Below are 21325 nucleotides of genomic sequence, written 5' to 3' on the forward strand. Positions count from 1 at the left end.
TGACCATGGCAAGGATCGCATTTATCGGCCTCGGCAATATGGGCGGACCGATGGCCGCCAATCTCGTCAAGGTCGGCCATGAGGTGCTCGGTTTCGACCTCGCTGCTCCTGTCCTGAAGGCAGCCGAGGAAAGCGGCATAAAGCCGGCTAGCCATGCCAGCCAGGCGGTCAAGGACGCGGATATCGTCATTACCATGCTGCCGCAGGGCAGGCACGTGCTGACGGCCTGGACCGATATCTTGCAGTCGACCGCGCAGGGCACGCTCGTCATCGACTGCTCGACGATCGATGTCGAAAGCAGCCGCAGGGCACACGAGATGGCGAAGGCTGCAAGCTGCCTGTCGCTTGATGCGCCGGTCTCTGGCGGCACGGGCGGGGCAAGCGCCGGCACGCTGACCTTCATGGCCGGCGGTTCCGAAGAGGCTTTCGCCAAGGCGAAGCCGATCCTCGAGGCTATGGGCAAGAAGATCGTCCATTGCGGTGAGGCAGGTGCCGGACAGGCGGCGAAAATCTGCAACAATATGATCCTCGGCATTTCGATGGTTGGCGTTTGTGAGGCCTTCGTGCTTGCCGAAAAACTTGGCCTTTCACATCAGGCGCTCTTCGATGTCGCCTCCACCTCGTCGGGCCAGTGCTGGTCGATCAACACCTATTGCCCGGTGCCGGGACCTGTGCCGACCTCGCCTGCCAATAATGACTATAAGCCGGGCTTTGCCGCAGCGCTGATGCTGAAGGATCTCAGGCTCTCGCAGGAGGCTGCGCTCGCAAGCGGCGCGTCCACGCCGCTTGGCGCGGAAGCGGCCCAGCTCTACGCGCTCTTCGAGAAGCTCGGCAATGGCGGCAAGGATTTCTCAGCAATAATCGAGATGTTTCGTGAAAAGATGTGAGGTTCAGATCGAGCGCTCCCAATAGGCGCCGATGCTCATCTTGTGACGGTCGTGGCCGCGCTCGGTCTTGAGGAAATCGCGAATGCGCTTGGCCTCGGACCTCTCGCAACCGGCCCAGACGAAGGTGTCCGCGTCAGCATTCGAAAGCGCCGTCTTGATGGCGCTTTCGATGAGACCCATGGTACCCGCGGGTGCGCCGTTACGATGCATCCAGGTGAGATCGACCGTAGCGGCCGATGGCACGGGAAGTTCTTCCGCGGGGCCATCGACTTCCAGGAAGATGCGCAGATGCGTCTCCGCTGGAACTTCGGCGGCGATGCGGGAGATGGCGGGCAGAGCCGCCTCGTCTCCGGCAAGGATCATCGCTGCCGCATCGGGGACGCCGCCGCCACCGGGACCGAGTGCGCCGGCGATATCGCCGGGCGTGGCGTTCACCGCCCATTCGGTGCCGGGCATGTTTTCGCCCTCATGCAATACGAAATCGATATCGATTTCACCGCGCTCCAGATCGACGCTGCGGAACGTATAGATGCGTACAGTCAGCGCATCCTCGTCTTTGGCCCATTCGATGCGCCCATCCGAACGCAGTTTCGGCCAGATGGGCGTTCGGCCCTTCGGAGGGATGAGCAGCCGAAAATGCAGGCCGCCGTGAGCGAAATGTCGCGTGTCCTCGCAAGCAATGGTCACGCGGCGCATATGCGGACTGATATTGCGGGCGCCGACCACGCGGATTTCGCGCAGGTCCGGCAAGCGGTCTGCCTTCGGTGCGTCCGACCAGGCGAGTTCAAGCGCATCCTCACCGGCGAACTGGAAGAGATGCTCGGCGAGCACTGAGCGAACATTTTGGAGTGCTCGCGCACTTTTGCAGGAGAGCTCGATCGCGAGCTTGCGGCCTTCTTGGCGGATCTCTGCCTTGCCGATCGTCATCTCCAGTGACACCTGGTCGCCGTCGCGTTTGACGGTGCTGTGTTCGACGAAATGGGTGCAAAGCTCATCAAGTATTCTGATGGGATCGACGGCGATCGCGACGCCGGATGCGGTGAAACCTTCAGCCATCATTGTTTGATGTCCTTTCGCGAGAGCAGCCAGACGAGATAGGGGCCGCCGATCAGGGCAGCGAAGAGGCTGACCGGCACCTGATAAGGGTAGATGACGACGCGCGAGAGCCAGTCAGCTGTCATCAGCACGCCGGCGCCGAGGAGCACGCTTGCAGCAAGCTGCTGGCCCGGCCGATAGAAACCGACCAGCCGCGCGAGATGTGGGGCAATGAGCCCGGTAAGGCTGAGCGGCCCGATAAGGAATGAGGCGATTGCCGTCATCAGCGCGGCGATGATCGCCAATGTCAGGCGGCTTGCGCCGACATGAAGGCCGAGGGAACGGCTGGAATTACCGCCGAGCGGCAGGATCACCAACCAGCGGCCAAGGAAGGGCAATGGCGCAACGAGCACCAGCAGCGAGACAATTGCGGTCCAGGCCTCGAACGCGCCGGCACGATTGGTCGAGCCGGATAACCAGGTGAGCAGGATATATCCGCGCATATCGCCCTGCGCGAGCACCATGGTGACGATCGCCATAGCGAAGGCGCCGATGCCGACACCGGCAAGCAGCATACGCTCCGGCGAGAATTGTGCCCGGGCGGAAATGGCGATCATCGCCAGGAATGCGGTAAGCGCGCCAAGCGCCATGGCGAGAAGCATGATGAGAGGCGAGGGGAAGCCGAAGAGGAAGAGCGCCGCCGTCAGCCCCGCTCCGGCGCCGCCGCTGATGCCGAGCACCTCGGGACTTGCGATCGGATTGCCGGTCATCCGCTGCATGATGAAGCCGGCTGCTGCGAGCATGCCGCCGGCACCGGCCGCGACGATGATGCGGGGAAGGCGGAACGGCAGGAGATCAGTGAAGAGCGCGCCGGTTGCGATAGTCCAGCCGCTATTCGCCGGCCCGAGGGTGAGGAAGACAGCGAAGAGCAGGACGATTGCGCCGGAGAGCGCAGCTAGAGCCGAAAGCGGTTTCGCCAGTCTCGTGAGCGCCTGTGTAGATTGCGCTGCGACGGCTGTGACCGAGTGCACGCGCGGCAGCAGAAAAAGCAGCAACGGCCCGCCGAGCAGGGCGGTCGCAGCACCGGTTGGCGCAAGATCGGTAAATCCGGGGCCGAGGATTTGGGTCAGGCAATCGGTGAGGAAGAGCAGACCGGCGCCGGTGAGCGGTGCTGCGACGAGCAGGCCTTTGGTGCTGCGCGAGCCCAAGGCCCTTGCGATTGCGGGGGCGGCGAGGCCGAGGAATCCGATCACGCCGACTTCGGCCGTGACCGACGCTGCAAGCCACACGGCAAGCGCAAGGATGGCGAAGCGCGCAGAGTGCAGTGCGAGGCCGAGGCTTTTGGCGCTGCTGTCATCCAGCGCGAGAATGCGCAACGGCCGCACTAGGAACAGGGCCGCAGCGAAGCCGAGGATAAGGCGGGGACCAAGCGCAAATACGCCGTTCCAGTCCTGCTGGCTCAGCGAACCGGCACCCCAGATATAGATCGACATGGCGTATTCGCCGCGCGCCAGGATAAGAGTAACGCTGAGCGCAGCGGCGATCATGCTGATGATCATGCCCGAGAGCGTGACGGTGACCGGATCGAGCCCGCGTCGCCAACTCAAGGCGAGGACGATCGCGACGGCGGCAAGCCCGCCGCCAAAGGCAACCATCTCTCGCGAGAAGCCGATCAGCAGCGGCGAAAAGCTGAGAGCCGCCGTCATTGCCAGCTCCGCGCCCGAGGCAATGCCGAGCGTCGAGGCATCGGCAATCGGATTGCGCAGCACCCGCTGCAGCAGTGCACCGGAAAGGCCTAGGGCGGCGCCGGCGACCAGAGCCAATACGCCGCGGGGCATGATGCTGTTCCAGAGCAGAACGTGATTGAGGATGGCAGCTTGAGCGGTGTCGCCTGGTACCAGCGGCCGTGTCGCGATCAAGAGCGCAAAGGCTGCGATACACATCACCGGCAACGCGAGAGCGGCAACGAGGATGCTGGCGCCCCGGGCGGGTCTGGCGAGGCTAACCGTTCCATGCATGACCAAGGCCCTCCCGAAGAAGATCGGCAAAGCGCATGGCGGCCGGCAGCGCCCCATAGGGGTTGATCGGGCCAAGCATCAGCACGCGCCTGTCGCGCACGGCTGGCAGTGCATTCCAGAAGGCGCTGTTTGAAAGCGTCACGATCGCCTCGGCAGGATGGGGTGGCACCATGACGATCCAGGCATCCGGCATCGAAGCCAATATCTCGATACCGATAGGGGCGGCGGCGGAATAGCTGGTCGCGCCTTGCCATGCATTGGCAAGGCCGACACGCCGCAGTACCTCGCCGAACATGCTGTCGGAGCCGAAGACGCGGAAATGTCTGGCATCGCCAAGATTGACAGGGATGACCGGCCGTCCGTCGCCGGCGGCAAAGAAGGTTCGGCAATGATCGAGTTTGCTGGCAAGCTCCTCGGCGAGTCGCCTCGCGGCAACGAGCTGCAGCCGGTCGCCGATCGCAAGCGTCGCCTGTTCGGCAAGTGCGTAGGGGCTTTCGCCGGGCTTGTAGATCGCATGGCTTTCGACGGGTGCGATCGGCTGCATGCGCGCGTCCGCCCAGCCATAGAAATTCGAGTTGAAAATCAAATCGGGCCGGGCGAAACGCAAGACCTCGAAATTCGGCGTGCCCCGCAGGCCGAGATCGGCAACACTGCCGGGAATGACGGGCGTGACCGCTACTTCGCGGAACTGTCTCAATTCCGTTCCGGCGACGACGTTGGCGCCGATTGCCAGCAGAGTTTCGAGCAATGCCCAATCGAGGGTCGCGACGCGCAGGCTATCGGCCGCCCGCAAGAGCGCAGGGGTCGACAGCGTGGCTGCCGCACCGGCCAAAAATTGCCTGCGGGAGAAAAATGCCATGGCCTACAAGAGATAGCTGACCGGCTCGTTGCGAACCGGATGCGGGAAGACGCCCATGCCGACGCCGAAGATCGACTGCAGTTTGTCGGCCTGCATGATATCGGCAGGCGCGCCTTCGGCTGTGATCTGACCATGATTAAGGGCGATGATGGAGTCGCAATAGCGGGCGGCCAGGTTTATGTCATGCAACACGATCACGACGGTCAGGCCACGTTCGTGGCTGAGCTCCTGCACCAGCGACAGCACACTTGCCTGATGGGCAAGGTCGAGCGCGGAGGTCGGCTCATCGAGCAGCAGGCAGCGAGCGTTCTGGGCAAGCATCATGGCGATCCAGGCCCGCTGACGTTCGCCGCCGGACATGCTGGCGACGAGACGGTCAGCGAAGTCCTCAAGCTCGGTACGGACGATCGCTTCCTCGACCATCTCACGGTCAATAGTGCTGAAACGGCCGAGCGTGCCGTGCCAGGGGAAGCGGCCGAGCGCCACGAGTTCGCGCACGGTCATGCCATCGGTCGCCGGCGTGAACTGCGGCATGTAGGCGACATGGCGGGCGAAAGCGCGGCTGCCCCAGTCGGCAGCCGGTTTACCGTCGAAGGAGACCGAACCGCTCTTCGGGGCGATCTGTCGGGCAACGATCTTCAGAAGGGTGCTTTTGCCGGAGCCGTTAGGGCCGACGAGACCATAGATACGGCCGGCCTCAAGCGTCAGATCGATACCATCAAGGATCGACCTGTTGCCGACCGCGTAATCGATCCCGGCAAGGTTCAAGAAGGGCGTGGACACGAGGAAACTCCGGTTTGGCTGCAAAGGGTTCGGGAGGGCAGAGCCCTTCCTTTGATGCAGCTTCCTGAAAAACTAAACTGTTTTGTCAACTTACCATTTTTTGCTGAGCTTGAACGTGACCGTACGGGCATCGCCATAGCCGCAGACCGTCAGGCCCTGGCAGCTCGATACATATTCCTTGTCGAAGAGATTGGCGACGTTGAGCGATGCTGCCCAATTTTCCTTTTCGTAGCGGATGGCCGCATCGAAAACGGTCGCTGCCGGCACCTTCGCAGTATTGGCTTCGTCCGCCCATGACCAGCCCTGATGCCGAACGCCGGCGCCAAGGCTCAGACCTTCCAGCGTGCCCGTCGTGACCAAATAGTCAACCCAGAGCGAAGCCTTGACTTTCGGCGTGATGTAAGGGGATTTGCCGACGAGAAGCGGGTTGGCGGCATTTTCCAACACTTCCATGTCGGTATAGTCGAGGCCGGCAGTGACCTTCCAGTTGTCGTTGACGTTGACTTTGCTTTCGAGCTCGAAGCCGCGTGAACGTACCTTGCCGAGCTGGCTCTGTTCGAAGGTGATCGGATTGGTCACGGCGTTGTTGCGCTTGTCGATCTGGAACACCGAGGCCGTGATCACGCCATCGAAGAAAGTCGGCTCATACTTGACACCGCCTTCGATCTGATAGCCTTCCTCAGGCTTAAGCGGGCCGGAAATGCCAGTGCCGATCAACGGGTTGAAGAAGCTTGCGACACTGACATAGGGGGTCAGGCCATTGTCGAATTCGTAAGCAAGACCGGCGCGGCCGCTGGCTGCGCCGTCATCGAAACTGTAGCTCGTGCCGATCACGGCATCGGAGTCGATGTCGACATGGTCATAGCGGCCATTCAATGTCAGCAGCCAGCCGTCGCCGAAATGAATCTGGTCCTGAGCATAGACGCCAATCTGCTTCATGGTCACGATGCCATCGGCGTAAATGAAGTTGGCGCCCTGCGGCGTGCCGTAGACCGGGTCTGTCGCGCTGATCGGATTGGAACCGCAGCAGGCCTGCCAATTGTCCAGACGGTAGTACTTATAATCGATGCCGGCGAGCAGATTATGCGTCGTGCCACCCAATTCGGCCTCGCCCTCTATGCGGTTGTCGATACCGACGGAATCGACGCCGGAGCGGCCTTCGAAGCCGATGCGCGCAAGGTCGTAATCCGGCGCTGTCGGAACACCGCCGACATAGCCGTTGAGGTACGGACCCTGTTCATGCTTGTCGAGGCGGCCATAACGGAAGTTAGAGGTGAATTTGACTCCGTTGTCGAATTCGTGCTCGAATTCGTAGCCCACCATTTTCTGGACATAGCTTCCGTCGTCGATATCAGGTTCGCCGTAGAAGGCGTCGCGCGCGATCTTGCCGAAGGGCGCGTCCACGACCGTGCCCACATAGGGGAAAAAGCCGTTGCCGGTATGGACCTGATCGAGGCCTGCGAGATAACCCCAGACAGTGAAACTCGTCGCATCATCTGGGGCGATTTTCAGCTGCGGCATGATGAAGCCGCGGAAATCATGAGAGAAATCCGAGTAGTTGTCGCCGCCGGAGACCTTGCCGGTGATGCGGTAGGTCATTGTATCGCTGGAGCCAACCTTGTCGGATATGTCGAAACCGGTAAAGGCGTTGCCGTTACTGTTGATACCGATATCGGTGTAATAAAGCGGTTCGTCGAGCGGGCGCTTGCGCACGAGATTGATGATGCCGCCCGGATTGGCGCCGCCATAGAGCACGGAGGCGGGGCCCTTCAGAACCTCGACGCGCTCCAGCATGAACGGATCGATCTGGAAGCCACCGAAGCCGTAGCTGAAGAGGTTCAGGTTATCGAAGAAGACACCTGTCTGTGTGGCGTTGAAGCCGCGGATGTAGAACCAGTCGGTATCGGGATCGTTGCCGAAGGGTTGGGTCGTGACGCCGGGCGTATAAAGCAGCGCCTCGTCAGTCTTGTTGGTGATGCCGCGATCGTCCATTTCCTTCCTGCCGATAACGGAAACCGACTGCGGGATCTCATTCAGCGGTGTATCGCTTTTGGAGCCGGCGGAGGAGTTCCTCGCGACATAACCGTTGACCGGGCCGGTGGCGCTATCATCGCCGCCCTTGATGACGATCGGCGCCAACTGCGTCGGATCGGCATCCTGTGCGAGGGTGGAGGACGCGGCCATGATGCCGGCGACAGCCGTTCCTGTCAGTAGATATGCCCTTAAGATTAGCCCTTTGCTCTGCGCTCGCATAGATTACCCCACTCGTGCCGCGGCTTCTTCTGCCACGGTATGGCCTGAATAAGTCGAGTATTTAACTCAGATTTAATCGGGCGGATTGTCGCGATCGGGTAGAAATTGAACGTTCTTGGGCAATTTTCCGCGCGGCACGCAGATGCCCAGGACGTCGCAGTTATGCAATCTGTGCCCTTTTCCAGTTCGCCGGCGTCGTTCCCAGATTCTTGCGGAAGACGCGGGTGAAGTGGGCCTGATCGGCAAAGCCGGTTTCCACGGCGATGGTCGTCAGGGGATATTCGCTCTCGACCAGCATCTGTTTTGCGCGCTCAAGGCGGACATTGGTCTGATATTGATGCGGCGCTACCCCGGTCGAGGCCTTGAACGCGTGGCTGAAATGCGATTGCGACAGGCCGGTGACCGCCGCTAATTCCTCAAGGCGGATATTGCGCAGGCAATTCTCCTCGATGAATTCCGTGGAACGGCGCAATTGCCAGGCGGCGAGCTTGCTGCGCTTGCGCGGCTGCACCTTGGTGAGCTTCAGCACATCGATGATGAGGGCGAGCGACAGACCGTCGCCATAGAGATCATGGAGCGGCTGCGGATTGGAGCATTCGGCCGCGATCAATTGCGCCAACGATAGCAACCGCTCGTCGGAGAACAAAAGCTGCGCATTGGCGACGCGCCGCGGATCGAGATCGTCTCCGAGCCGGCGGCTGATGGTTTCGACATCAAAGTGGATGTCGAGATGGCGCACGGAATGCACGTCCACCAGCTCCGCCCACATTTCCATATCTGCTGGAATGTAAGAGATCGGCCGCTTTTCGGTATCCTGTACTGTGCTATCGGCGCGCGGCGAGAGCTTCACCCGCGAATCGCCCGGCCCGCGCTTTTCGAGGAGGATGAAAAGCCGCGGGTCGCGCGATACGTAGTAGCCACCGCAATGGGTAGCGCAATCCACATCCCAGACATCGGCCACGATGCCGTCCCACACCCGGCGATTGACGCCCTTGGTGACGGAAAAGCCGTGAATCTTGTTCTGCATGCGCGGTTGAAACGTCATTCCCACTTCCGCCTCCGGCCGGATAACCGGAACAAACCTTCGTAATAAACTCAAGTTTAGTATAGGAGGCGGAGCGGTATGACAACCACCAGATTCGGTATAGGAAAATGCCGATATCAGATGACGGAGAAGGTAAGCCCTGCGCTGTCACCGAAACGGATATCGATCTCGCCGGGTCCGGTGAGTTCGACGGCGCCGCTAAGGGTACCCGTGGTGATCAGGGCACCCGATTTCAGCGAGCTCTCCGGCCGCAGCGGGTCGTTGGCATAGTCGACCAGCCAGAGCAGCACGTCGCCCTTCGGATGCTTGGCAAGCCCATCATAGATCGTTTTGCCGGCATGGGTGACCTTCAGCGGCGTGCTCGCGGCGGTATCGATGAAGCTCTTGGCAATGGACGGCCCGAGTACATAACCGCTATTGCCGAGGCGGTCTGCTAGGAAGAGGAGGAAGGAGACGGCGCCACTTTCCTTGATGGCGCTGACGAGCAGCTCGGCGCCGAGATAGACAGTGGAGATCGCATCGAAAACGTCACCGCGGCTGTAAGGCGCGCCCTTACGATAGGGCAGATCCTTGCCCAAGCGAACCGCAATCTCGGTTTCGAACTTCAGACCGGGATACCAGGAGATGGTCGCGCCGGAGACGGCTTCGGCATAGGGATGGAGGGGTCCCGTGACCGGCTGGCCTTCGGGTGAAGCCGTCACCTTCCAGGCATTGCTCGCCACACCTTCCTCGGCCTTGAGGAAGTTCTGCGCTTCCATAGCCTGATGAAAATCGTTCGGCAGCGGAAAGGCGCTCGTCGGCTCCTGCTTGCCGGCCAGGCGCAGGTTGTGAAGCTTGGCGGCCAGCGCCCGCGGGTCGAATGATTCGGTCATGCAGTCTCCTCCATCAAAATCGAGATGGCGTCACAGTAACGGCGCAACCGGCACGAACAAGGGCAGACTTGGAAAGACTGTTATTCCATAGCGGTGTACCAGCGCTCCCGGTAATCGGAAAGGCCCGGGATTGCCGAGGGAGCAAAGTGCTTTTCCGCGCCGGAAACGGGTTTGACGCCGGTGAGAAGAGCTGCACCCTGACTTGTGCCGGTGGAGCCTGGCAGCGCCATCGTGTCGCGGCCGGTCAGCGCAGCGAGCAGGGAGAGATAGGTCTCGTTCAATGCGAACGGACCCTCGACGATTACAGGGCCTTTCGCCCCGATGAGCCCGAGACAAGCCTCAGTCATCAACGCCAGATAGAGACAGGCGACAGCATATCGTTCCTCGCGGCTGCCACCTTCCGCGCCGACCCAGCGGCTGGCCTTGCCTGGAAAGGGTCCAGAACCCGACGCCACGTTCGGCAGAAGCATGATGTTTTTGCCCACGACATCGCCGATGGCGGCACCTGCTGCGGCATCGCTGACCTGACCGATTTCAGCCGAAAGAATTTCGAACTCGCGGCCGCCCATGAAACGGGAGGACGGCACGGCGCGGCCATAGGCATCGATATTGGCAAGCGCATCGCGTTTCGCGTCGAGATGGTCGAGATCGCCACCGACACCGAAATTGATGACCCATGTGCCGGTCGAGACAACGGCAAAGGGGGCGTCGCGGCCAACGAGATGCGGCAAGAGCGAGGCATTGGAATCATGAATGCCGCAATAGACCGGCACCGAAAGGCCGATTTCTGCGGCAATGTCAGGCAGGAGCGGACCAAGCGCATCGAATGCCGACCGGAGCGGCGCCATCCGGTCACGAATGGCGAGCGCGTCGACCAGTGAGGAATAGGCACCGGTTTTCGGGTTCCAGAGATCGGTGTGACAGCCGAGCGAGGTCGCCTCGTTTGCAGCAACGCCTGTCAGCCGAGCCGACCAATATTGCGCATAGGTGAGGATAGTCGTGGCCTTGGCGAATTCCTCGGGGAACGCAGTCTTCTGATAATGAAGTTGTGCTCCGACATTCAGCCCCATCGTCAGGCGCGGCGAGAAAGTCTCGGCAAAGGGCGGCCGGAGCGCATCATAGGCGTCACGGATATCCTGCGGATATTCGTGCTCATAGTCGATGACAGGCATTGCCAGCCCGCCGTCAGCATCGAGCAGGGCGGCAGCTGCGCCATGCGTCGTGATCGAGATCGCGTCGAAGCCTGGCGCGCCGGCAAAGGCTTTCAACGAGGCAAGCGCGAAGCTCCAGAGCGCTTCGATATCATAGTGCGGATAGAGGCCGTCCCGAACGACGGTGTTCGGCTGCTTGCGAACGACGATTTCGGCACCCGTTGCGCTGTCAAGCACGACGACCTTGGCGTTTGTCTTGCCGATATCGAGAACGGCGATGCGATGGTATTCGCTCATGGCATGTGAAAGACGGTTACGAGGTCGCTCTGGATAGGCGAGTTATCCGGATTGGTTTCCATGATATCGGCCATATGCGCCCACCACTTCTTCATGACGGGATGCTCGGGCAGGCTGGCCATCGTGTGGTCCGTCGGCCGGGTCAACACGCCAAAAAGCGTGTTGGTCTCACGGTCGAGATGAATGGAATAATCGCTGGCACCTGATTTGTGCAGGAGATCCACCAGTTCCGGCCAAATCTCGTCATGGCGCTTGCGATATTCGGCCTCCATGCCGAGATTGAGCTTCATCTTGAAGGCGTGTTTTTCCAGGGTCATTTGGCGCTCATGGCTTTGACGCGGCGGGCGATGATCGGGATGGCGATGGTGATGATCAGCAATAGACCGATGAAAATCGACATGACGATGCCAGGCACGTTCAAAAGGCCGAGACCGAAGGTGACCAGACCCATGACGAAGGCCGCGATGACGACGCCGCCGATGGTGCCGGAGCCGCCGAGGATCGAGATGCCGCCGAGCACGACCATGGTGACGACTTCGAGTTCCCAGCCTTGCGCGATCGACGGGCGGGTGGAGCCGAGGCGCGAAGTCAGGCAGACAGCGGCAATACCGCTCATCACACCGGTCAGCAGGAAGAGGATGAATTTCACGCGCTCGACCGGAATACCGGAGAAGCGGGCGGCGAAATCATTGTTGCCGATCGTGTAGACCTGCCGGCCGAAATTCGTCGCATGCAGCAGGATCGCAAAGAGGATCGCCAGCACAATGAACAGCACGAATTCGAAAGAGAAGACCCAGACAACATATCCCTGGCCAAAATAGGCAAAGTCGGCCGGATATTTGCCATAGGCCTGGTCACCGAGCACGATATAGGAAATGCCGCGGAAGAGGCTCATCGTACCGATGGTGACAACGATCGAGGGGAGTTTGAGCGCCGAGACGAGGAAGCCGTTGAAGATGCCGCAGAGCAGGCCGGTGCCGATGCCGATCAGTACGAGACCCGGCGTGCCGATCCCCACTTGTGCGGCAGCCCCCATCGCCGTCGAGGCAAGAGCGATGATGGCAGCGACCGACAGATCTATCTCACCGGCGATGACGAGCAGCGCCATGGCGAAGGCGATCATCGCCTTTTCGGTGAAGTTGAAGGTCGCGTCCGAGAGGTTCCAGGCGTCGAGGAAGTAGGGCGAGGCCACGGAATTGAAGATGAAGATCAGGACGGCTACGCCGAAGAGCAGCACTTCCCAGCTCGACATGATGCGCTTGAAGGGCGTACCGAGGCGATCGGGAATGACGCGCTTATCGGGGCTGGAGGAAACGATGCTCATGCTGCGACCTCCGCTGCTGCGCGATCACGCAGGATGATGCGGCCGCGATTGCGCTCGCGCCTCGCATTGAAGACGACGGCGAGGATGATGACGGTTCCCGAAATCGCCATCTGGGTGAAGGGCGAAATGCCGATGACGGGCAGGGCGTTCTTGATGACGCCGAGGAAGAGTGCGCCGAGCACTGTGCCAGCGACTGAGCCCACGCCGCCGGCAATCGAGATGCCGCCGATCACGCAGGCCGCAACGCTATCCAGCTCGAAGCCGTTGGCAATATCGACATAGGCGACTGCATAGCGGGAGACCCAGAGATAGCTCGAAAGGCCAGCAAGCGCGCCGGAGAGCACGAAGGCCAGGAATTTCGTCCGGCCCGTATCGATGCCGGCATAGACGGCGGCCGTCGGGTTGCCGCCCGTCGCATAGGCGGAGCGGCCGAACTGGCTGTAGCGCAGCAGCATATACATCAGCGCGACGATGATGATCGCAACCCAGCTCAGCACCGGCAGGCCGAGGATCGGCGTGCGCGGAACGGAGAGGAAGATCGGTGTCATCTGATGCGCGTTCACCCAGGCGCCGCCCGAAAGCACGAAGGCCATGCCGCGATAGATGGTGAGCGTGCCGAGGGTAACGACGATTGGCGGGATTTCGAGGCGCCAGACGAGAAAGCCGTTGATCGTGCCAAGTTTCGCGCCGATCACGATCGCCGCAAGAATGAGCACGATCAGCGGCAGGCCGGGATAAGCAGCGTTCATCATCGCGATTGCCATGCCGGTGAAGGCAAGATTGGCGGCAACGGAGAGGTCGATCGATTTCGTCAGGATGACCGTCATCTGGGCAAGCGCCAGGATGATAAGAATCGCGGTATCATTGAAGATGCCGGCAAGATTGTCCGGCGTGGCGAAATCGGCAGCACGCGTCGAGAAGACGGCGACCATCACCACGATGATGGCAAAGAGCAGGGTTTCGCGTTTTCTGATCAGTCTCATCATGCCCGTCACCTCATGCATTTCCGGTCGCCGCGCGCACCAGCGCTTCCGGCGAAAGCTGATCGCGTTCGAAGAGCCCGGCCGCCAGTCCTTCCTTCATGACCAGTACCCGGTCCGACATGCCGATGATTTCAGGCAGTTCGGAGGAGATCATGATGATGGAAAGGCCTTCAGCCGCGAGCTCGCTGATGAAGCCGTGAACGGCAGCCTTCGAGCCGATGTCGATGCCCTTGGTCGGTTCATCGAGGATGATCACCTTCGGCTTGGTGGCAAGCCACTTGCCGATGACGACCTTCTGCTGATTGCCGCCGGATAGTGTGCCGACCGGCACGGACAGGGCAGCGGCACGCAGATCGAGCCGCTCGGCGTATTTGCGGGCGAGCGCGAATTCCTCTGCCGCCTGCAGGAAACCCTTGCGCGACGTGCGCGCCAGCGATGGCAGCGTCATGTTCTGGTAGATCGGCATCGGCAGCGCCAGACCGTGGCGGCCTCGCTCTTCCGGCACGTAGACGATGCCGGCGCGGATAGCATCATGCGGAGAGTTGATCGAGATTTCCCGGCCTTCGAGGACAAGCTTGCCGGAAAGCGGCTTCGTGATGCCGAAGAGCGATTGCGCGAGCTCCGAACGTCCGGCGCCGATCAGGCCGTAGATGCCGAGGATCTCGCCCTTGCGCAGTGTCAGCGAGATATCACGGAATTCGGTGCGGTGGCTATATCTGTCGACCTCGAGGACCGGTCCGCCGATCGCCACGTCGATTTTCGGGAAGGCGTTTTCGACGTCGCGGCCGACCATCATGCGGACGATTTCGTCCTGCGGCGTTTCCTTGAGCTTCCCGTGACCGACGTCGCGACCGTCGCGGAAGACGACGTAATTGTCGGCGATCTCGTAGAGCTCGTCGAATTTATGGCTGATGAAGAGGATAGCCTTGCCGCTCGCCTTGAGACCCTCGACGATGCGGAAGAGATCCTCGATCTCCTTGCGCGACAAGGCCGCCGTCGGTTCGTCCATGATGACGATGCGGGCCTCGATCGACAGCGCTCGGGCAATCGCCACGAGATGGCGCTGCGCAATCGAGAGATCCTTCAGGCGGATGGTTGGATCGATATTGCTTTCAAGCGAGGTCAGCAGCGCTCTGGAGCGATTGTTCATCTCGCTCCAGTCGATCGTGCGCCAGCGGGTGCGCGGCGCGTGACCGAGGAAGATGTTTTCGGCGACCGAGAGCTCGTCGAAGAGCACGGTTTCCTGATGGATGGCGGTCACGCCTGCGTCGATCGCTGCCTGCGCCGTCGCAAAATGCACCGGTTTGCCGTCGACGATGATCTCGCCCTCGTTCGGGCGATAAATGCCGGTGAGGATCTTGACGAGCGTGGACTTGCCGGCGCCGTTTTCGCCGATCAGGGCCGTCACCTTGCCGGGATAGAGCGCGATGCTGACATTATCGAGCGCTTTCACGCCCGGAAAGATCTGCGAGATGCCGCGCATTTCCAGAATGGCGGTTGCGTCATCGGCTTTTGTGTCCGCGACGGGATGTTGAAGGGCAGGGGTCATCAGCAAGCTTACCACCATCGAAAGAGAAGCCCGGCGGCAAGGCCGCCGGGTGTCCATTCATGATCTCTGAAATCAGAAGACCTTGGAGAACTGGTCGATGTTCGAGGCATTGTAGACGAAGGGATCGGCCATAGCGGCTTCGCCGTTGTCGCCAACCTTGATCTTGCCCATGCGACCGGCTTCGATTTCGCTGCCTGGCTTGCCGTCAGTGTCACCCTTTACGAGGTGATAGGCAATCTGGGTTGCGGAATAGCCGAGGTCGATCGGGTTCCAGATGGCGAATTCCTTCGTGGCACCGGACTTGATTGCGCCAGCCATTTCGGACGGCAGGCCGAGACCGGTGACGTAGACCTTGCCAACCAGGCCCTTGTCTTCCACGACCTTGGAAGCAGCCAGAACGCCGACCGTCGTCGGAGCGACGATGACCTTGACGTTCGGGTTGGACTTCAGAAGGCCTTCAGCTTCACGGTAAGACTTGTCCGAAAGGTCGTCGCCATAGACTGTCGTGACGAGGTTGAGGCCAGGGAAATCCTTGAGCTGTTTCTTCATCTGGTCGATCCAGATGTTCTGGTTCGTCGAGGTCGTCGTGGCCGACAGGATGGCAAAGTCACCCTTGCCGCCATCAAGGTGATTCTTGACGAGCGTCAGGCACATCTTGCCGATCAGCTCGTTGGAAGACGGGTTGAGCTGCAGAATGCGGCCTTCCGGAGCAACGCCGGAATCCCAGGAGATAACCTTGATGCCGCGCTGGGTTGCCTTCTTCAGAGCCGGAACGACGGCATCCGGGTCGTTTGCCGAAATCGCGATGGCATCGACACCCTGAGCGATCAGCGAGTTGACGACTTCGATCTGGCCTTCGGCCGTCGTGGTCGTCGGGCCTGTGTAAATGACTTCTACGCCGCCAAGTTCCTTGGCCGCTTCCTGAGCGCCCTTGTTGGCGGCGTCGAAGAAGCCGTTGCCGAGTGACTTCACGACGAGGCCGATCTTGATGTCTTTGGCGCTGGCGTTGCCGGCCATCATGGCGACGGCAAGCGCTACGCCGAGCGCAAGTGTCTTTGCAAGTTTCATGTCATGTCCTCCCACTAAGATTAGACTTCCACACCTCGGCGGTGCCTCATGCGACCGACGAGGAATCCTCCTTCATTGCCTGGGCCACCGGGCTTGCGACGACGAGCCGGACGCCGGCATTCTCGATCATGCGAGCTGCCTCTTCCGGGATGCCGTCATCGGTGATGACCACAGAAACACGGTCGAGCGCGCATAGAATGAGGCTCGACCGACGATTGAATTTGCTTGAATCGACCATGACGACCAATTCGTCGGCCTGATGCATGAGCTTCTGCTCGCTCTGGATGATCAGAGCGTCTGCCTCCATGATGCCGAGGGGGCCAACGCCCTGCGCGCCGATGAACATGCGCCGCGCATAGAAATTGCGGATCGCATCATTGTCGAAGGGCGACAGGATCAGGCTCTGTTCGCGGTAGATCGCACCGCCCGGCACCGTCACCGTGTTCTTGGAATGCTTCACGAGATGTTCGGCGATCGCGAAGGAATTGGTCATGACCTGCATGCGATGGCCGGCCATGTAATGGACCATCTGAAAGGTCGTGGTGCCGCCATTGATGATGATGGCGTCGCCGGCTTCACAGAGATCGACCGCTGCCCGCGCAATTGAGCGTTTTTTATCGATATTGACTGATTCTGAAACCCTGAAGGGGCGTCCTGCAAGATTGCCAAGCTGCGGCGGGTGAACCGCTTCCGCACCACCACGAACGCGGCGGATCTTGCCCTGCACGTGAAGAGCCGCAATGTCGCGCCTGATCGTCGCTTCAGAAGCGTCCGTCAGCTCTGAAATGTCCTGAATCGTAACGACGGACTTTTCCTGAACCGCGCTTAAGATAATGCGATGGCGTTCGCGTTCGTGCATTGGGCTCCTCCTCTTGTCATATTTATTTCGTATCCATTAAAGGCTGTCAATCAGAAACGATCATAAATTTTCATATTGCGATGCAGCATAATCGATTTTGATCGTTTTCGATTGACAAGCGCCATTTCGATGCGCGATATCGTGAGCGAAAGGGCGTGATTATCGCGACGCCCCGCATGCCTATACACAGGCCTATATGGGAGGATGACATGGCGGCAAAGGTTCGACTTCTCGAGAACCGGTGGGATGATGCCTATGCGGCGGGCCTCGATGAGCCCGGCAAGCTTCTTTACCGCTCGAATCTGCTCGGCGCCGACAAGCGCATCACCAATTATGGTGGCGGCAACACGTCGGCCAAGGTCATGGAAACCGATCCGCTCGATGGCAGCACCGTCAAGGTGCTTTGGGTCAAGGGTTCAGGCGGCGACGTTGGAACGATCAAGCTCGATGGTTTCGCGACGCTTTATCAGGACAAGCTGGAATCGCTGAAAGGCATCTACAAAGGCGTCGAGGACGAGGACCGGATGGTCGGCTTCCTGCCGCATTGCACCTTCAACCTGAACGCCCGCGCCGCGTCGATCGATACGCCGCTGCACGGCTTCGTTCCTTTTACGCATGTCGACCACATGCATCCGGATGCGATCATCGCAATCGCGGCTTCCAAGAATTCCAGGGAATTGACGAAGCAGGTCTTCGGTGACGCGATCGGCTGGCTGCCCTGGCGCCGTCCGGGCTTCCAGCTCGGCCTCGATCTCGAAGCCTTCGTCAAGGCGAACCCTGACGCAAAGGGCGTCGTGCTCGAAAGCCACGGCCTCTTCACCTGGGCAAACGATGCCAAGGCCTGCTACGAGCTGACGCTCGATATCATCAACAAGGCGATCGAATGGTTCGCCGGCCAAACCGAGGGTAAGACAATCTTCGGCGGCGCCGCCGTGGAAAGCCTACCGGTTGCCGAACGCCGTGCCATTGCGGCGCGCCTGATGCCGGAAATCCGCGGCCGCATCGGCAAGCAGGAGCGCAAGCTTGGTCATTTCGATGATCAGGATGCCGTTCTGGAATTCGTCAATTCGAAGAGCCTGCGCCCGCTCGGCGCACTCGGGACCAGCTGCCCCGACCATTTCCTGCGCACCAAGATCCGCCCGCTGATCGTCGATTTCGATCCGGCCAAGCCCGATGTCGATGCGATCATCGCCGGCCTCGACAAGGCGCTCGAAGATTACCGTGTCGACTACGCCCGCTATTACAACGCCTGCAAACACGACAACTCACCGGCCATGCGTGACGCCAATCCGGTCATTTTCCTGGTGCCGGGTGTGGGTATGCTGTCTTTTGCCCGCGACAAGGCAACGGCCCGCATTGCCAGCGAATTCTACGTCAACGCCATCAACGTAATGCGTGGCTCGTCCACCGTATCGGAATATCAGGGCCTGCCGGAGCAGGAAGCTTTCGATATCGAATACTGGCTGCTCGAAGAAGCCAAGCTGCAGCGTATGCCGAAGCCGAAGAGCCTTGCCGGCAAGGTCGCCTTCGTCACCGGCGGCGCCGGCGGCATCGGCCGCGCGACGGCAGCACGCCTCGTCGCCGAAGGCGCTTGCGTCGTGCTTGCCGATATCGATCAGGCAGCACTTGAAACGACCGAAGCTGAATTCGTGAAAAAGTACGGTGCCGATGCGGTGCGTACTTTGAAGCTCGACGTTACCAAGGAAGATGGCGTTATCGCCTCCTTCGCCGAATCCTGCGTCGAATTCGGTGGTATCGATATCCTCATCTCGAATGCCGGCATCGCGTCCTCGGCACCGATAGAAACGACGGAGCTGTCGACCTGGAACCGCAACATCGACATCCTCGCGACCGGCTACTTCCTTGTGTCGCGCGAAGCCTTCCGGCTGTTCCGCCGTCAGGCGCTCGGCGGCAACGTCGTCTTTATTGCGTCGAAGAACGGTCTTGCGGCGTCGCCAAATGCGGCCGCCTATTGCACGGCGAAGGCTGCGGAAATCCATCTTGCCCGTTGCCTGGCGCTGGAAGGCGCAGAAGCCGGCATCCGCGTCAATACTGTCAACCCGGACGCCGTGCTGCGCGGCTCGAAGATATGGAGCGGCGAATGGCGCGAACAGCGTGCGGCTTCTTCCAAGATCGAGGTCGACGAACTCGAGGAACATTACCGCAAGCGTTCCATGCTGAAGCTCAACGTCTTTCCGGAAGACATTGCCGAGGCCGTCTACTTCCTGGCCTCTGATCTGTCGGCCAAGTCGACCGGCAACATCATCAACGTCGACGCCGGCAACGTTCAGAGCTTCACACGCTGATGGCGAGCGGCGGGCCGCGCCCGCCGCAATAGAATTTCTGGGAGGAACAGATGACAGAATCTAGGATTGCGCCGGATCTGGTCGCAGCGGAAAACGACAAGCGTGCTACAGCGCTGAAGGCCGACTATGAGGCACTGGGTGCAACGCTTGCCCGCCGCGACGTCGATATCGAGGCGATCACCCGCAAAGTGGCGGAGTTCACCGTTGCAGTGCCCTCCTGGGGCGTCGGCACCGGCGGTACGCGCTTTGCCCGCTTCCCCGGTACCGGCGAGCCGCGCGGCATTTTCGACAAGCTCGACGATTGCGCCGTCATAAACCAGCTGACACAAGCCACACCAACCGTGTCATTGCATATTCCTTGGGACAAGACGGATGTGAAGGAGCTGAAGGCAAAGGGCGATGCGCTGGGTCTCGGTTTTGATGCGATGAATTCCAACACGTTCTCGGATGCTCCGGGCCAGAAGCTGACCTATAAATATGGTTCGCTCAGCCACACGGACGCGGCGACCCGCCAGCAGGCGGTCGAGCACAATCTGGAATGTATCGAGATTGGCAAGGCGCTCGGCTCCAAGGCACTCACCGTCTGGATCGGCGACGGCTCGAACTTCCCCGGCCAGAGCAATTTTACCAAAGCCTTCGAACGTTATCTTGCCTCGATGGCTGATATCTACAAGGCGTTGCCGGATGACTGGCGACTCTTCTCCGAGCACAAGATGTATGAGCCAGCCTTCTATTCAACGGTCGTGCAGGATTGGGGCACCAACTATCTGATCGCCCAGACGCTCGGTCCCAAGGCCTATTGCCTCGTCGACCTCGGCCATCATGCACCGAATACAAATATCGAGATGATCGTTGCTCGCCTCATTCAGTTCGGCAAGCTCGGCGGCTTCCACTTCAATGACTCGAAATATGGCGATGATGACCTCGACGCCGGCGCGATCGACCCCTATCGCCTGTTCCTGGTCTTCAACGAACTCGTCGATGCCGAAGCGCGCGGCGTCAACGATTTCCATCCTGCCCATATGATCGATCAGTCGCATAATGTGACGGATCCGATCGAAAGCCTTATTAACAGCGCCAATGAAATCCGCCGCGCCTATGCGCAGGCCCTGATCGTCGACCGCAAGGCGCTCGAAGGCTACCAACAGGATAATGATGCACTGATGGCAACCGAAACGCTGAAGCGCGCTTACCGCGCCGATGTCGAGCCGATCCTGGCCGAAGCCCGTCGGCGTGCCGGCGGCGCAATCGATCCGGTCGCGACCTACCGCGCCAGCGGCTACCGCAAAAAGGTAGCCGCTGAGCGTCCCGCTTCCATCTCTGGCGGCGGTGGCATCATCTAAGGATAGGGAAGCCGTTGATCACGGCTTCCACTGACCAGCAATCTGCCGGGTGGCGACGTTCAGCCGGTTCCAGACGTTGATATTGGCGATTGCGATGACGAGGGCGGCGAGGCTTTTGCCATCGTAGTGGCGCGTGCATTCCTCCCAGATCTCATCCGGTACCGGATCGGCGCGATCGCTGAGGCGGGTGACGGCCTCGGTGAGGGCTAGTGCGGCGCGTTCGGCATCGCTGTAATAAGGGGCTTCGCGCCAGCCTGCCACAGCAAATAGCCGCTCATCCGTCTCGCCGTACTTGCGGGCGATGCGCCAGTGGCCATCGATGCAGACGCTGCAGCCGTTGATCTGGCTGGCGCGCAGATAGATGATTTCCAGAAAACCCGGTGCAAGCCCGACCGTGGCCGGCAATTTGCCGAGGGCGGTCAGCAGCTGCATGGCTTCCGGGATGACGAGGGCTGGATTTCCCATTCTTTCTTGCATGTTCGATCTCCTGATAACCTGTTCCGTTTGACGCAGGGCCGGCGGGGTCACCGGCTCTCGCTCGTCATAGGTTTGACGGGTCAAGACGAGGCAATGTGACGGAGATGGGAGAAAAAGATGAGAAGCAGAACGACCTTAACTGCTCCGTTAGGAATGGCAGACATGACAGCCGCCGTCAATGGAAGGAGCTGCGGCCCAGTTCGAGGCCGCAAGCGG

At 60.5% G+C, this 21325-nt stretch carries 18 protein-coding genes; 3 read left to right on the forward strand and 15 right to left on the reverse strand.

The window, feature by feature from the left end:
• Nucleotides 1-5 precede the first annotated feature (5 nt).
• Complete coding sequence (gene mmsB / locus EV281_RS24090) at nt 6-887, forward strand: 3-hydroxyisobutyrate dehydrogenase (RefSeq protein ID WP_132656768.1); 882 nt, start codon at nt 6-8, stop codon at nt 885-887.
• A gap of 3 nt (nt 888-890) precedes the next feature.
• On the opposite strand, the gene EV281_RS24095 is transcribed toward mmsB, so the two are convergent.
• From EV281_RS24095 to EV281_RS24160, 14 genes are all read right to left on the reverse strand, one after another.
• Complete coding sequence (locus EV281_RS24095) at nt 891-1946, reverse strand: DUF2218 domain-containing protein (RefSeq protein ID WP_132656769.1); 1056 nt, start codon at nt 1944-1946, stop codon at nt 891-893.
• Nucleotides 1943-3940: a Fe(3+)-hydroxamate ABC transporter permease FhuB gene (gene fhuB, locus EV281_RS24100; protein ID WP_132656770.1), complete on the reverse strand. Its 1998-nt coding sequence runs from the start codon at nt 3938-3940 to the stop codon at nt 1943-1945. Before fhuB ends, EV281_RS24095 begins: the two co-directional genes overlap by 4 nt.
• Nucleotides 3924-4799 (reverse strand): ABC transporter substrate-binding protein, encoded by an 876-nt coding sequence (locus tag EV281_RS24105; RefSeq protein WP_132656771.1) that lies wholly within the window; start codon nt 4797-4799, stop codon nt 3924-3926. The genes fhuB and EV281_RS24105 overlap by 17 nt, the downstream gene beginning before the upstream one ends.
• Before the next feature lie 3 nt (nt 4800-4802).
• Nucleotides 4803-5582, reverse strand: a complete 780-nt coding sequence (locus EV281_RS24110; protein ID WP_132656772.1) for an ATP-binding cassette domain-containing protein — start codon at nt 5580-5582, stop codon at nt 4803-4805.
• Nucleotides 5583-5672: 90 nt separating this feature from the next.
• On the reverse strand, nt 5673-7835 hold the full coding sequence (locus EV281_RS24115) for a TonB-dependent siderophore receptor (RefSeq protein WP_132656773.1): 2163 nt from the start codon (nt 7833-7835) through the stop codon (nt 5673-5675).
• 160 nt (nt 7836-7995) lie between these two features.
• Nucleotides 7996-8880: an AraC family transcriptional regulator gene (locus EV281_RS24120; protein WP_132656774.1), complete on the reverse strand. Its 885-nt coding sequence runs from the start codon at nt 8878-8880 to the stop codon at nt 7996-7998.
• A 116-nt stretch (nt 8881-8996) separates the two neighbouring features.
• Complete coding sequence (locus EV281_RS24125) at nt 8997-9752, reverse strand: fumarylacetoacetate hydrolase family protein (protein WP_132656775.1); 756 nt, start codon at nt 9750-9752, stop codon at nt 8997-8999.
• Nucleotides 9753-9832: 80 nt separating this feature from the next.
• Nucleotides 9833-11200, reverse strand: coding sequence for an FGGY-family carbohydrate kinase (locus EV281_RS24130; RefSeq protein ID WP_132656776.1), 1368 nt, complete (start codon nt 11198-11200; stop codon nt 9833-9835).
• Complete coding sequence (rhaM, locus tag EV281_RS24135; RefSeq protein WP_132656777.1) at nt 11197-11517, reverse strand: L-rhamnose mutarotase; 321 nt, start codon at nt 11515-11517, stop codon at nt 11197-11199. Before rhaM ends, EV281_RS24130 begins: the two co-directional genes overlap by 4 nt.
• A complete protein-coding gene (locus EV281_RS24140) occupies nt 11514-12524 on the reverse strand; it encodes an ABC transporter permease (RefSeq protein WP_132656778.1) in 1011 nt (336 codons plus the stop codon). The genes rhaM and EV281_RS24140 overlap by 4 nt, the downstream gene beginning before the upstream one ends.
• Nucleotides 12521-13510, reverse strand: coding sequence for an ABC transporter permease (locus EV281_RS24145; RefSeq protein ID WP_132656779.1), 990 nt, complete (start codon nt 13508-13510; stop codon nt 12521-12523). The genes EV281_RS24140 and EV281_RS24145 overlap by 4 nt, the downstream gene beginning before the upstream one ends.
• Nucleotides 13511-13520: 10 nt before the next feature.
• Complete coding sequence (locus EV281_RS24150; RefSeq protein WP_184327645.1) at nt 13521-15056, reverse strand: sugar ABC transporter ATP-binding protein; 1536 nt, start codon at nt 15054-15056, stop codon at nt 13521-13523.
• 72 nt (nt 15057-15128) lie between these two features.
• Nucleotides 15129-16124 (reverse strand): rhamnose ABC transporter substrate-binding protein, encoded by a 996-nt coding sequence (gene rhaS, locus EV281_RS24155; RefSeq protein ID WP_132656781.1) that lies wholly within the window; start codon nt 16122-16124, stop codon nt 15129-15131.
• A gap of 46 nt (nt 16125-16170) precedes the next feature.
• The gene (locus tag EV281_RS24160) at nt 16171-16983 is read right to left on the reverse strand and encodes a DeoR/GlpR family DNA-binding transcription regulator (protein WP_132656782.1); all 813 of its coding nucleotides are present in this window, start codon (nt 16981-16983) and stop codon (nt 16171-16173) included.
• Nucleotides 16984-17192: 209 nt separating this feature from the next.
• On the opposite strand from EV281_RS24160, the gene EV281_RS24165 reads away from it, so the two are divergent.
• A complete protein-coding gene (locus tag EV281_RS24165; RefSeq protein ID WP_132656783.1) occupies nt 17193-19289 on the forward strand; it encodes a bifunctional rhamnulose-1-phosphate aldolase/short-chain dehydrogenase in 2097 nt (698 codons plus the stop codon).
• A 50-nt stretch (nt 19290-19339) separates the two neighbouring features.
• On the forward strand, nt 19340-20632 hold the full coding sequence (gene rhaI / locus EV281_RS24170; RefSeq protein WP_132656784.1) for an L-rhamnose catabolism isomerase: 1293 nt from the start codon (nt 19340-19342) through the stop codon (nt 20630-20632).
• An 18-nt stretch (nt 20633-20650) separates the two neighbouring features.
• Here rhaI and EV281_RS24175 read toward each other — a convergent pair whose 3' ends face one another.
• On the reverse strand, nt 20651-21109 hold the full coding sequence (locus EV281_RS24175) for a carboxymuconolactone decarboxylase family protein (RefSeq protein WP_132656785.1): 459 nt from the start codon (nt 21107-21109) through the stop codon (nt 20651-20653).
• Nucleotides 21110-21325 lie beyond the last annotated feature (216 nt).

Source organism: Rhizobium sp. BK418 (assembly GCF_004341105.1).
Taxonomy (GTDB): Bacteria; Pseudomonadota; Alphaproteobacteria; order Rhizobiales; family Rhizobiaceae; genus Rhizobium.